This window comes from Caldibacillus thermoamylovorans, assembly GCF_000751775.1.
Classification (GTDB): domain Bacteria; phylum Bacillota; class Bacilli; order Bacillales; family Caldibacillaceae; genus Caldifermentibacillus; species Caldifermentibacillus hisashii.
This window is the reverse complement of sequence record NZ_CCRF01000073.1, coordinates 15,133-27,244: the sequence shown is the minus strand read 5'-3', so window position 1 is coordinate 27,244 and position 12,112 is coordinate 15,133. Positions and strand designations below refer to the sequence as shown.

9 protein-coding genes, 1 tRNA gene, 1 pseudogene and 1 riboswitch are annotated in these 12,112 nt (G+C 39.6%); of the genes and pseudogenes, 5 read left to right on the top strand and 6 right to left on the bottom strand.

The genetic code is table 11. The annotated features are described in order from the left end of the window. Nucleotides 1-368 precede the first annotated feature (368 nt). Nucleotides 369-815, bottom strand: coding sequence for an NUDIX hydrolase (locus BT1A1_RS13115; protein ID WP_034771979.1), 447 nt, complete (start codon nt 813-815; stop codon nt 369-371). A gap of 46 nt (nt 816-861) precedes the next feature. On the opposite strand from BT1A1_RS13115, the pseudogene BT1A1_RS17980 reads away from it, so the two are divergent. The 3 genes and pseudogenes from BT1A1_RS17980 to BT1A1_RS13105 form a co-directional block, all read left to right on the top strand. Next, nucleotides 862-1,169 (top strand): annotated as a pseudogene (locus tag BT1A1_RS17980) (helix-turn-helix domain-containing protein); the annotation flags it as partial. A 261-nt stretch (nt 1,170-1,430) separates the two neighbouring features. Then, nucleotides 1,431-3,500 carry a carbon starvation CstA family protein gene (locus tag BT1A1_RS13110; protein ID WP_034771977.1) on the top strand — a complete coding sequence of 690 codons (2,070 nt, stop codon included), beginning with the start codon at nt 1,431-1,433 and terminating at the stop codon, nt 3,498-3,500. A 4-nt stretch (nt 3,501-3,504) separates the two neighbouring features. Continuing rightward, entirely contained in the window at nt 3,505-3,705 is a 201-nt protein-coding gene (locus BT1A1_RS13105) for a YbdD/YjiX family protein (protein WP_034771975.1), read from the top strand. Nucleotides 3,706-3,862: 157 nt separating this feature from the next. Here BT1A1_RS13105 and BT1A1_RS13100 read toward each other — a convergent pair. From BT1A1_RS13100 to BT1A1_RS13085, 4 genes are all read right to left on the bottom strand, one after another. After that, a tRNA-Ala gene (locus BT1A1_RS13100) sits at nt 3,863-3,935 on the bottom strand. Between the two features lie 459 nt (nt 3,936-4,394). Beyond that, a complete protein-coding gene (locus BT1A1_RS13095) occupies nt 4,395-5,060 on the bottom strand; it encodes an NAD-binding protein (RefSeq protein ID WP_034771973.1) in 666 nt (221 codons plus the stop codon). Nucleotides 5,061-5,072: 12 nt separating this feature from the next. Next, nucleotides 5,073-5,723 (bottom strand): potassium channel family protein, encoded by a 651-nt coding sequence (locus BT1A1_RS13090; RefSeq protein ID WP_034771971.1) that lies wholly within the window; start codon nt 5,721-5,723, stop codon nt 5,073-5,075. Between the two features lie 21 nt (nt 5,724-5,744). Beyond that, complete coding sequence (locus BT1A1_RS13085; protein WP_034771969.1) at nt 5,745-8,561, bottom strand: cation-translocating P-type ATPase; 2,817 nt, start codon at nt 8,559-8,561, stop codon at nt 5,745-5,747. Nucleotides 8,562-9,132: 571 nt separating this feature from the next. Further along, nucleotides 9,133-9,209, top strand: a riboswitch (glycine riboswitch). Between the two features lie 74 nt (nt 9,210-9,283). On the opposite strand from BT1A1_RS13085, the gene BT1A1_RS13080 reads away from it, so the two are divergent. Further along, nucleotides 9,284-9,556, top strand: a complete 273-nt coding sequence (locus tag BT1A1_RS13080) for an ACT domain-containing protein (RefSeq protein ID WP_034771967.1) — start codon at nt 9,284-9,286, stop codon at nt 9,554-9,556. 27 nt (nt 9,557-9,583) lie between these two features. Continuing rightward, nucleotides 9,584-10,945 carry a PFL family protein gene (locus tag BT1A1_RS13075; protein ID WP_034771965.1) on the top strand — a complete coding sequence of 454 codons (1,362 nt, stop codon included), beginning with the start codon at nt 9,584-9,586 and terminating at the stop codon, nt 10,943-10,945. A gap of 181 nt (nt 10,946-11,126) precedes the next feature. Here the strand turns inward: BT1A1_RS13075 and ilvA are convergent, their stop codons facing one another. Beyond that, entirely contained in the window at nt 11,127-12,095 is a 969-nt protein-coding gene (ilvA, locus tag BT1A1_RS13070; RefSeq protein WP_081912370.1) for a threonine ammonia-lyase, read from the bottom strand. Nucleotides 12,096-12,112 lie beyond the last annotated feature (17 nt).

The window sequence follows — 12,112 nt, the reverse complement described above, 5'->3', positions numbered from 1 at the left end:
AAACTTTTTAGCAACCGTTAAAACGTTTTGGAAATAGTAACAATGATAATGACCCGATTTAGGGGATTGAAATTCAACTCTCAAGATATTACCTGAAGCAAAATCACCCTTCGTAACAATGATAATGACCCGATTTAGGGGATTGAAATACATCAACTAATCCATGCGTATAACCATCACGATCTGTAACAATGATAATGACCCGATTTAGGGGATTAGAAAAGACTGTCCAGAAGTTAAGCAGTTCAATCAATGTGAAAAATACTCATGTAAAAAATAATAGCTATCGAACACGAATTAGCAATAAAACTAGCAGAAAAAACAACGCTTGGGCAATTTTCCAAGCGTTGTTATGTTCGAAACAGATATTATCTAAAGTGTTTTTCAATAATTAATTTCGCTCTATCATCAAGATTAGAAGGTAAGTGATTTGGTGAGAAGTATTTTAAATCAATACTTTCTCCATCAGTCATCGACAATTCACCATAAACTTCTTTGGCTAGGTAAACGCATATAACGTTATACACTTCATCACCATTAGGATACTTAAAGTAAAGCTCTTTTCCCGATAATACATCAATGAATTTAAATTTTCTTGCTTTTAACCCTGTTTCTTCAAGTAATTCCCGTTTGGCAGTTTCCTCCAAACTTTCGCCTAGTTCCATTGCCCCGCCTGGAAGTCCCCATTCTTCTGTGTCTGAACGGTGTTGGAACAATATCTCTTGTTTATCATTTATAACAATTATAGTTGAGCCAACTAGTATAAATGGTCTGGATCCTATAAGTTGTCTTATTTCTTTTATGTATTCCGCCATAACTCCCACCCTTTAAAAAGATTTTTATATTTAACCTAATATTAACATACATGCTTGTCAACATTATATCTTTACCCATCTTTATGAAGAAATCACACTCACAAAACTGGCGGAAATTGTAGCGATGAATCCGAGTTATCTTTCCACATTGTTTAAGAAAGAGGTGGGAATGTCGATTAGTGAATATGTTCAATCTGTAAAGGTGAATGAGGCAAAAAATTTATTATCCTATACATCTTACTCCATGTCTGACATTGCCAGTCTATTAAATTTTTACGATCAAAGCCATTTTATTAGAGTTTTTAAAAATATACAGGGGTTACACCGAAGCAATTTAAAAATGAGGTTAAATAGTTGAGAAAGAATTGGAGCACCATGAGTGATTCTACTTTGATTAATCTTGGATTGCCTTTAAATGTTTCTATATAAAGTTCTACGGTTTTCCGAAAATCTCTGTAAATATAAGAGTGCTATTTTTATGTTTTATAAATTATCGTACTTTTAGATAAATATCTAATAATCATTATAATTAACATATTATACAAATATTTTAATGGGTGGTATAATTCTGAACAATGGACGATATCAAAATATTGTAAAGGTGGGTGTAAGTGAATGAAGGCGATTAAATCAATTGTTATTTGGGGTTTGATTTCTGCACTGGGGGCGGCAAGTTTTGGTATTTTAGCCTTAAACAGAGGGGAATCAATTAACTCCATCTGGTTGATCACCGCTGCGATTTGCGTTTATGCGATTGGCTATCGTTTTTACAGTAAATTTATGGCAAAACGGGTCTTTGAACTGGATGATAATCGCAAAACGCCTAGTGAAATTAATAATGATGGGAAGGACTTTGTACCGACAAACAAAGTTGTTTTGTTCGGCCATCACTTTGCAGCCATCGCCGGTGCAGGACCGCTTGTCGGACCTATATTAGCAGCACAAATGGGCTATCTCCCGGGAACCCTTTGGATCGTTGTAGGGGTTGTTCTGGCGGGAGCTGTTCAAGATTTTATTATTCTTTTTGCTTCGACTCGACGCAATGGGAAATCCCTTGGTGAAATGATTAAAGATGAAATGGGAAAAGTAACCGGAATTATTGCCATGGTTGGTATTTTAGGTATCATGATTATCTTGCTTGCCGTACTTGGCCTTGTTGTTGTTAAAGCGTTAGTCGGTAGTCCATGGGGATTATTTACGGTTGCCTCAACGATTCCGATTGCGATTTTAATGGGGATTTATATGCGATTCGTCAGACCGGGGCGAATTGGTGAAGCCACTGCATTAGGTATTATTCTTTTAATTTTATCACTTGTATTTGGTAGATATATCGGTCAACATCCGGAACTTTCGGCCATATTCAATTTAAGCGGAGAAACGATTGCTATTTTGATGATTATTTACGGATTTGTGGCAGCTGTTTTACCGGTTTGGTTGCTGCTTGCTCCGCGGGATTATTTAAGTACATTTTTAAAAATTGGAACGATTGTCGGTTTGGCGATTGGAATTTTTATTGCCATGCCACATCTGCAAATGCCTGCTGTAACTGAATTTATCAACGGTACAGGTCCGGTTTTCTCAGGCAATTTATTCCCGTTTTTATTTATCACCATTGCCTGCGGTGCCGTATCCGGTTTCCATGCCTTAATTTCTTCCGGTACAACACCGAAAATGATTGAACGGGAATCTCATGCGCGTCCAATTGGTTATGGTGCCATGTTGACAGAATCATTCGTTGCGGTTATGGCGATGATTGCAGCTTGTGTACTGACACCGGGTATTTATTTTGCAATTAATAGCCCGGCTGCGGTTATTGGTACCGATGTGACGACCGCAGCAACAACAATCTCAGAGTGGGGTTACACCATTACACCGGATATGTTAACTGAAATTAGTAATCATATTGAAGAAGAATCCATTCTATCCCGTACAGGTGGTGCACCAACGTTTGCGATTGGAATGGCAACAATTTTCTCCCAAGTAATCGGCGGGAAAGCATTAATGGCATTCTGGTACCATTTTGCCATTTTATTTGAAGCATTGTTTATTTTGACCACAATTGATGCAGGGACACGGGTTTGCCGTTTTATGATTCAAGAAGTTATCGGTACGGTATATAAACCTTTCGCCAATACCGAAGCATGGTTACCGAATATTACTGCAACCGCATTGAGTGTAGCTGCTTGGGGATATTTCTTATATCAAGGGGTAGTTGACCCGCTTGGTGGAATTAACACATTGTGGCCGCTATTCGGTATTTCAAACCAAATGCTCGCAGGTATTGCCTTAATCTTTGGTACAACGGTTCTCTTTAAAATGGGTAAGAAAAAATATACATGGGTTACACTGATCCCGACAGTTTTGTTACTTGTTGTTACATTGACAGCCGGTTGGCAAAAGCTTTTCCATTCGAATCCGGCAATCGGTTTTTTATCTCATGCAAACAAGTTTCAAGAGGCATATAATAACGGGGAAGTGTTAGCACCGGCGAAAGACTTAGGTGAAATGCGACAAATTTTGTTTAACGATTATATTGATGCAGCCCTTTGCGCCATCTTTATACTTGTTGTTATTATGGTGTTTATTTCTGCCATTCGGATTTGGATTAAAATACTGAAAAATCAAAGACTGGAACTTCATGAAAGTCCGTATATTCCTAGAGAAAATATCAATGCGGGGGCATAACAAAATGGAATGGATTAAGAAAGTATTAAGATACCGGAAACAATTTTTTAGTTTGTTAGTCGGTGTTCCTTGTTACGAAACGTATGTCGAGCATATGGAAAAACATCATCCGGGCGAACCAATAAAGTCTCGGAAGGAATTTTTCTGCGAAGCCCAAGATGAGCGCTACAATGCAAAAGGCGGAAAAGTTTCGAGATGTTGTTAATTCTATAAAATAGCGAAAAATGCAAACAGCTCCGTTCAAATGGTGAATGGGGCTGTTTATTTTATTAATAGAAGAATCAATACAAATCCGAAGTCTTTCGAAAAAACCAATCTTCAAAAATTAAAAGAAACCCTATTATATCTAGGGTTTTTGGTAGTGGAGCATAGCGGGCTCGAACCGCTGACCTCTTCGCTGCCAGCGAAGCGCTCTCCCAGCTGAGCTAATGCCCCATATTCTTTTTTTATAACGCTGACAAAAATTATTATATAACCAATAAAAATATTTTGCAAGGATATTTTTATCATCCAAGGATATTTTTATCATCAACTTCTAAAAATAAATAGTCATCAAACTGAAAGAGGGCGGGATTAAATTTTTGTAAGGATATTAAAAGAACTAGTTATAAATAAATAATCGGGGTTTGAAGGAATCGGCTAGCACTGGTCTTATGGAAAAAAGGAATCACAGTGCACAAAAAGCCCAGTTCTCATGAACAAAACATAACAAAAGTATTCATAAGAACGTTCAGGCTTTTAACGGATAGTTGGTAGTTTTAGTTTAGTTATCCACATTACCGAAGATAGGAGGCACAAATACATTTTTATGTGCTTTTTAAAGGGTAATAAGTTTAGCTCATCGGTTAACCTCATTTATTTATGACAGGAGTGCAAATACGTTTTCATAGGTATTTAACTCACCGCAAAAATCCGATTAATTTCTTTTTCTGCGTCCGCATCTGTCAAAAGCAAAATTGAATCATGCGGTTCAATGAACGTTTCTCCGCGGGGAATGATGACCTCCTCATCCCGTAAAACCGCAATCAAAACGCATTTCGGGGGTATCCCCAAATCTTTAATTGGTTTTGCAACTGCACTAGACCCTTCATGTACAGCGACTTTCGCAATTGAGTAGTTGCCGCGGTTTAACTTCATTAAAGTAGACAAATTTTCCATATCCATTTCATCGACGACCATATGGGCCATAATATTCGATTGATTAATCGCAACGTCGACGCCCATCGAATGCGTATAAAGCCACTCATTACGCGGATGGTTGACACGGGCGACAACACGGCGCACCCCAAATTCAAACTTTGCAATGGTGGAAGCGACAAGATTTACTTCATCACGACTGGTAACAGCCACCAAAACATCAGCTGACTTAATTCCAGCTTCCTCTAGCGTATTTGGGTCTGTTCCGCTTCCCCCAATAACTACCTCACTGGAAAAATCCTCAATTAACTTGTCGATCAAATGTTCACGTATTTCAATTATTTTTATTTGAATACCATTTTCTTCCAGGAGTTTTCCGACATAAGAACCAACTTGCCCGCCACCGATGATAATCACATTCATATTACTCACCCCTTATCTTAATCCGAGCATCGTTTTTAATTTATTTTTAGCAGTCATAACAACAGCGATATACAGAACATCATGCGCCTGTAAAATGGTTCCCGACACAGGGATGATAGATTGATTCCCCCGACTGATCGTCACAATCATAATTTCGCCCATACTCATCAGTTCTTTTACGGTATGACCGATGAGAAGTGGGGGAGTTTCTACCCGAATTATCTCCACCTGACCATTATCAGGGGACCATACAGTATCCAGTTGGTTATAGCTTAATAATTCCGTAACTCTTTGAATTCCCCAGGAAACAGGAGAAATTGTTTGAATACCGAAACTTTGATAAATATCCGCTTTCCTTGGATCGTATAGTAAAGCAATCACTTGAGGAACCCGATATTGATTTTTTACAATCCGGGCCAATAGCGCATTTGTTTCATCATCATTCGTACAAGCAACAAGCGCATCCACTTGATCAATTCGTAAAGCTTCTAAAATCTTTCTATCAATTCCAAAACCGACAACTTTTACACCGGAAAAATCAGGAGGTAATTTTTTAAAAGCCTCTTTATCCTTATCAATGATCGTTACATCATGCCCCCTTAATTGAAGATTCATCGCCAAACTTGCTCCCATATGACCACAACCAACAATGATATCCCGCATTTTCCTTCACTCCATTTCTGTTCATTTATGAGTTTGCACTATTCTCCTCGAAATTGCTTTACGAATTTCTTCAATGGCTAAAATAATAGGCGGAATGCAGATTAAGAAAATCCAGCTTTGTACCCCGATTGGCGCTGTACCAAAGACTTTTTGAAATAAAGGCACATGCATAATGACCAGTAACAAAATGACCTCAAGAATAATCCCTGCATTAATCGTTACATTTTTTAGAAAACCGATTTTAAATACGGATTCATTTTCTGTACGACAGTTCATAACTGCACCAATTTGGCAAAAAACAATTGCAGCCAGTGTCATTGTTGTAGCAGCAATATAAGTTGCGCTTCCTTCCTCAGCCAAATTTCCTAACGAAAAACCATTGATGGAATTGACAAAGAAATAGGCAGAAAGAGAAACAATGGATTCTAAAATACCGTACCAAAAGAATGCTTTAATCAAAATGGTTCGATTTAATAAAGGTTCTTTCAAGTTTCTTGGTGGCTTGTTCATAATGCCGGCTTCCGGTTTTTCAGAGCCAAGACCAAGCGCCGGGATTAAATCGGTACCAAGATCAATAAATAAAATTTGCATGATGGTGAGCGGCAGTGGAATCGCTCCTTTTGATAACAAAAACGCCATTGATGGTGCAGCTTCCGGGACATTACTGTTCAAAATATAAAGTAAAAATTTACGTATATTGTTGTAGGCAGCTCGTCCTTGTTCAACCGCATGGACAATGGAAGCAAAATTATCATCAGTCAAAATCATGTCGGCGGCTTCTTTGGCAACATCCGTTCCTGTGATTCCCATTGCTACACCAATATCGGCTTTTTTCAATGCCGGCGCATCATTAACACCATCACCGGTAACCGCAACGACTTCACCAAGTTGTTGGAGATTATCGACGACTCGATATTTTTGTTCCGGCGCAACCCGTGCAAAAATGACTTCATCCTTTAAGGCATTTTTCAGTTGGTCATCAGACATTCCTTCTAGTTCGAGTCCGGAAATAACGCGAGGGTGATCGCCTGTCACAATGCCGATCCGCTTTGCAATACTTTCGGCAGTGAGTCCATAGTCACCGGTTATCATAACAATGCGAATACCTGCTTGATGACATTTTTGCACAGCTTCTTTGACTTCCGGACGCGGAGGATCAGCCATGACAACTAATCCGATAAACGTCATTTTTTGTTCGATGATTTCGGGTGTATAAGCACTTAAAGATGTCGGGATATCTTGGTCGTCTAGACCTAAATATCGGACGGCAACAGCCAAAACCCGTAAACCTTGACGTGCATAGCTATCGTTTGCTGTCATAGCCTTTTTTTTCATATCATCGGTTATTGGCTGGATTTGACCGTTAATCAGAACATTTTCACAAAGCTCAATTAACTCTTTCGGTGCCCCTTTTGTGTAGGCAACCCGATTTTTTCCGTGAATCGGTTTATTTAATTGATGAATGGTCGTCATTCGTTTTCTTCTCGAGTCGAAGTGGAGTTCACGGATGCGCGGTTGTTCGTTTTGTATGTTTTCAAGTCTTAAACCCGCTTTTTCGGCAACGACGCCTAAACAAGCTTCGGTCGGGTCACCGAGTACAGTGTAGCGTGGATTTTTTTCATCGGGTGGCAAAATTCGCGCATTGCTGCAGAGGCTGGCAGCAGTCAAGAGAAGATTAACATCAGGATTCGTCTTGAATGTAATCTTATGGTCCCCGTCGATAATTTCCCCTTTTGGTGCATAGCCGGTTCCGGTGACTTCCAGCTCTTTATCCGGGAGCCAGAGATGGTTTACAGTCATCTCGTTTTGCGTTAATGTACCGGTTTTATCCGTACAAATGACTGTAGTACAGCCTAGTGTTTCGACAGAGGAGAGGTTTTTTACAAGTGCATTTTTCTTTACCATTCTTTGTACACCACGAGCTAAGGCAAGGGTGACTGTTGGCAAAAGTCCTTCCGGGATAAAAGCGACAATCATTCCTAATGCAAAGATGAACGACTCTGCTACAGGGTCTTTGACGAAGAAAACAGCAAGAACAAAGAAAATAAAACCGAATGTCAGTGCAATGATGGAGATTTGTTTAGTTAGTCGATTTAATTCTTTTTGCAGCGGGCTCTGTTCATCTGTGACGTTTTGGGTTAGCCCGGCAATTTTGCCAAGTTCAGTGTCCATCCCTGTTTTGAAAACGACCGCTTTTCCCGAACCGCTGGAGACAGTACTTCCCGTGAAAATAAGATTAGCTATTTCAAGATTCGTCAAATCATTTCGGTGAATAGCATCGGAAAATTTTCGCACCGGATTTGATTCTCCTGTTAGCGCAGATTGGTTCACTTGCAGATCACTTGCTTCAATAAGACGGGCATCAGCAGAAATTTTTTCGCCTTCTGTAATGAGCATCACATCACCGGGAACGAGCTCATCGGTCAAGATTTGTACTTCTTTCCCGTCACGGATCACTCTGGCATAGGAAGCGAGCATACTTTTTAATGCTTCTGTTGCTTTACTTGCCTTGTATTCTTGAATGAAGCTAAAAATTCCGTTAATAATATTGACGCACCAAACAGCGACTCCGAGTTCGGGCATTTTGGCAACGAAGGCAATACCGCCACTAATCCAGAGAAGAATTGCCATCATGCTGATAAAGTTTGATAAAAATTGTAAATATAGCGGTCTCCCTTGTTTTTCTTTAATTGTATTTTTACCGAATTGTTGTAAGCGTTCTTTGGCTTCTTCGGATGATAAACCGTCTTTATTTGTTTTTAATTGGTCGTAAACTTGTTTTGCGGCAACTCGATAAATGATTTGATCCATAGTTTTAAAATCATCTTCTGTAGCCATTTGACCTTCCCCCAATAATAAATTGAATATTGTAATCTTTTATACCTTGAGTGTACAATTTCACACGAATGACGTCTATAGTGTTTACAAAAATTTACAAAAAGTTCTTATTTTGAAGAGGAAGAAAGAAAAGGTTCGGAATTCGCCAGTCCAGGTAATTTTTAAATTTATAGGAAATTGAAGTATTTAATAGTAGGCGGCCGTTCAACAGTCCCCCTAGATTCGCCAGTCCATCCCCGTAATTCAACAGCAAAATCAAGAAATTCAACAGTAAAAGTGGAAAATTTCAACAAAAGAAATCGAGAATTCATCAGTAGTACCTGCTAATTCAACAGTAAAAAAGAGTAAATCACCAACAGGGTACGTGTATTCACCAGTTCCCCCGCATATTCAACAGTAAAATCGAAAAATTCGCCAGTCCTGCTAGAATACCGGAAATTCCGCAAAAAATCCCAACTGAATTGACAAAATTTCGCGTCGGTTTTCTATTGACCATCCCCCGTTTCATTGATAATATGACTATATTCATTAGAAAATTTAAGCGATGAATTTTGTGGGTAACACTACAAAAGGAGCAGCTTCTGGAGAGACCGGGTATCCCGGCGCCGACGGATTCACAATCTCAGGCAAAAGGACAGAAGAGTAACAATCTGTTTCTATGTTATTCTGTCTTGAGATTGGAAATATCCAATCTTATTTTTTATAAACATGAGGTGACAAAAATGGAGAAAAAACGCGCAGTAGTCAGTGTTATTGGAAAAGATCAGATCGGAATTATTGCCAATGTTACGACGATCCTTTCCAATCATAAAATTAACATACTGGATATTAGCCAAACCATCCTTCAAGGGTTTTTTACAATGATGATGATTGTCGATATGACGGGAGCTAATTTGGAGGACTTGCAAAAAGAGATGGATGAACTTGCAGAAAAACTAAATCTAAAAATCAATATCCAACTGGAAGATATTTTCCAAGCTATGCATCGAATTTAATTGATTGTTGTAAAGGAGTCCACAAAAATGAGTATTACATATAATGAAATGATGGAAACAATTCGCATGGTTCAATTGGAAAATCTTGATATTCGAACAGTCACAATGGGCATCAGTCTGAAAAATTGCGCTGATTCCGATTTTTCTAAAATGAATCAACGAATCTATAATAAAATCACTACCCATGCACAGCATTTGAAAAAAACTGCTGAGGAAGTAGAGAAAGAGTATGGTATCCCAATCATTAACAAGCGAATCTCGATTACACCGATTGCGGAAATTTTAGGTGATGCGACAAAGGAACAAGCAATTGAAATAGCCAAAACACTTGATAATGCAGCGAAAGAATTGGGTATCGATTTTATCGGTGGTTTTTCCGCACTTGTCCATAAAGGAATGACTAAAGCAGATCAAACATTAATTGAAGCGATTCCGGAAAGTTTAAGTGTCACCGAACGAGTTTGCGCCTCCGTTTCAATCGGTACAACCAAATCCGGTATCAATATGGATGCTGTTCGGAAAATGGGGGAGGTTATCAAAGAAGCAGCGGAAAGGACAAAGGGTCAAAATGGACTTGCTTGTGCAAAATTGGTTGTTTTTTGTAATCCGGTTGAAGACAATCCATTTATGGCAGGCGCATTTCATGGGACCGGAGAAGGGGAAGTCGTTTTAAATGTTGGGGTTAGTGGACCGGGAGTTGTGTTGAATGCATTAAAGCGGCACCCGGAAGCTGATTTAGGTGAAGTATCTGAAGTCATAAAAAAGACTGCTTTTAAAATTACTCGAGCCGGTGAGTTTATTGGTCGTGTGGTTGCTAAGCGTCTCGGTGTTCCGTTTGGGATTATGGATCTATCACTGGCACCAACCAATGCGATGAATGACAGTGTGGCCGAAATTTTAGAGGAAATGGGGCTCGAACGGGTTGGGACACATGGAACAATTGCCGCTTTAGCTCTAATGAACGATGCCGTGAAAAAAGGTGGAACAATGGCGAGCTCTTATGTCGGCGGCTTGAGTGGGGCGTTTATCCCGGTTAGTGAAGATAACGGAATGATTCGCGGAGTCGTGGACAATGCGCTCAGTTTTTCAAAGTTGGAAGCGATGACTTGTGTTTGTTCGGTGGGGCTTGATATGATTGCTGTTCCCGGGGATGTTCCGGCTACAACAATATCCGCAATTATTGCCGACGAAGCAGCCATTGGAATGATTAATAAGAAAACAACTGCAGTCCGAATTATTCCTGTTCCCGGTAAAAGTGAGGGGGACATGATTGAGTTTGGCGGTTTACTTGGTCGAGCCCCGGTCATGGCGGTAAACGGGTATGGTTCGGAAAAATTTATTCGGCGTGGTGGAAGAATCCCCGCACCGATTCAAGCGTTGACGAACTAAGTTAATAAAAAATGACGTATGCACAAAACATATGTCATTTTTTATTATGTTTTTCCTATTAGCTAGCAAAAAACTCGCCAATATTCTGGCGAGTTTTCAACGTAATGTAAGCTAATTTTGTTTAAAAACAGAATGAAAAAGAAACAACCTGAAATCGAATATTTTTAATCAATAAACTCACTTATGAATTTATCGCGATACTTTCACTGCCGACATGATTCATGGCAGCAAGCTTTTGAATATGCGACATTTCATCAAGATCGATATTTCCTCCACTAACAATCAGTCCACAATGTTTCGATTTAAAATGATGATGATAGGCGAATAAGGCGGCAATGGATGCGGCACCTGCTCCTTCAATTAACGTTTTCCCTCGTTCCAACATATAAAGGATGCTGGCAGCAATTTGTTCATCCGTCACGGTCACCACATCATCTACATATTTCATTATAATCGGCAATGTACTTTTTCCCGGTTGTTTTACGGCGATCCCTTCTGCAATCGTTGAGACGCGGTCCCAATTTGTAGGTTTTTTCTTTTGAAAACTGTCATAGACCGGAGCAGCTCCATTCGCTTGAACCCCAATCACCTTAATATGGGGATTGATTGTTTTTACTGCTACTGCGATACCACTGATCAATCCACCGCCACCAATAGGAACGAAGATTGTATCAATTCTATCCTCTTGTCTTAGTAACTCAAGTGCAATTGTCCCTTGACCGGCCATGACATCATAGTCATCAAAAGGATGAATATAGGCTGCACCGGTTTCCTTTTGCAACTCAAGGGAAGCCTCATATGCCTCTTGGAAACTTTCACCCGTCAAAACTACTTTTGCACCATAGTTTCGCGTCGCATCAATCTTAGCGTGCGGAGTGTGTACCGGCATAAAGATTGTTGCCGTTGTTCCTGCTTTCTTGGCTGCATGAGCTACTCCTTGAGCATGATTGCCGGCAGAAGCGGTAATGACCCCTTTCTTAAGCTCCTCCCGTTTTAATTGCATAATTTTGTAGGTGGCACCCCGTATTTTAAATGCACCTGTTTTTTGTTGGTTTTCCATTTTAAAATATACCTTTTTCCCAACAATCCGATTGGTTGTTTCCGAAGTAAATATTGGTGTGCGGTGAACGAACGGAGATAAGGCGTTCATCGCAGAATAAATTTTCT

Excerpts from the sequence above, each read along its gene's own strand:
- BT1A1_RS13090 (WP_034771971.1), bottom strand. The coding sequence starts at position 5,723 with ATGCGGGATATCATTGTTGGTTGTGGTCATATGGGAGCAAGTTTGGCG.
- BT1A1_RS13080 (WP_034771967.1), top strand. The coding sequence starts at position 9,284 with ATGGAGAAAAAACGCGCAGTAGTCAGTGTTATTGGAAAAGATCAGATC.
- BT1A1_RS13105 (WP_034771975.1), top strand. The coding sequence starts at position 3,505 with ATGGAATGGATTAAGAAAGTATTAAGATACCGGAAACAATTTTTTAGT.
- BT1A1_RS13095 (WP_034771973.1), bottom strand. The coding sequence starts at position 5,060 with ATGAATGTGATTATCATCGGTGGCGGGCAAGTTGGTTCTTATGTCGGA.
- ilvA (WP_081912370.1), bottom strand. The coding sequence starts at position 12,095 with ATGAACGCCTTATCTCCGTTCGTTCACCGCACACCAATATTTACTTCG.
- BT1A1_RS13115 (WP_034771979.1), bottom strand. The coding sequence starts at position 815 with ATGGCGGAATACATAAAAGAAATAAGACAACTTATAGGATCCAGACCA.
- BT1A1_RS13085 (WP_034771969.1), bottom strand. The coding sequence starts at position 8,561 with ATGGCTACAGAAGATGATTTTAAAACTATGGATCAAATCATTTATCGA.
- BT1A1_RS13110 (WP_034771977.1), top strand. The coding sequence starts at position 1,431 with ATGAAGGCGATTAAATCAATTGTTATTTGGGGTTTGATTTCTGCACTG.
- BT1A1_RS13075 (WP_034771965.1), top strand. The coding sequence starts at position 9,584 with ATGAGTATTACATATAATGAAATGATGGAAACAATTCGCATGGTTCAA.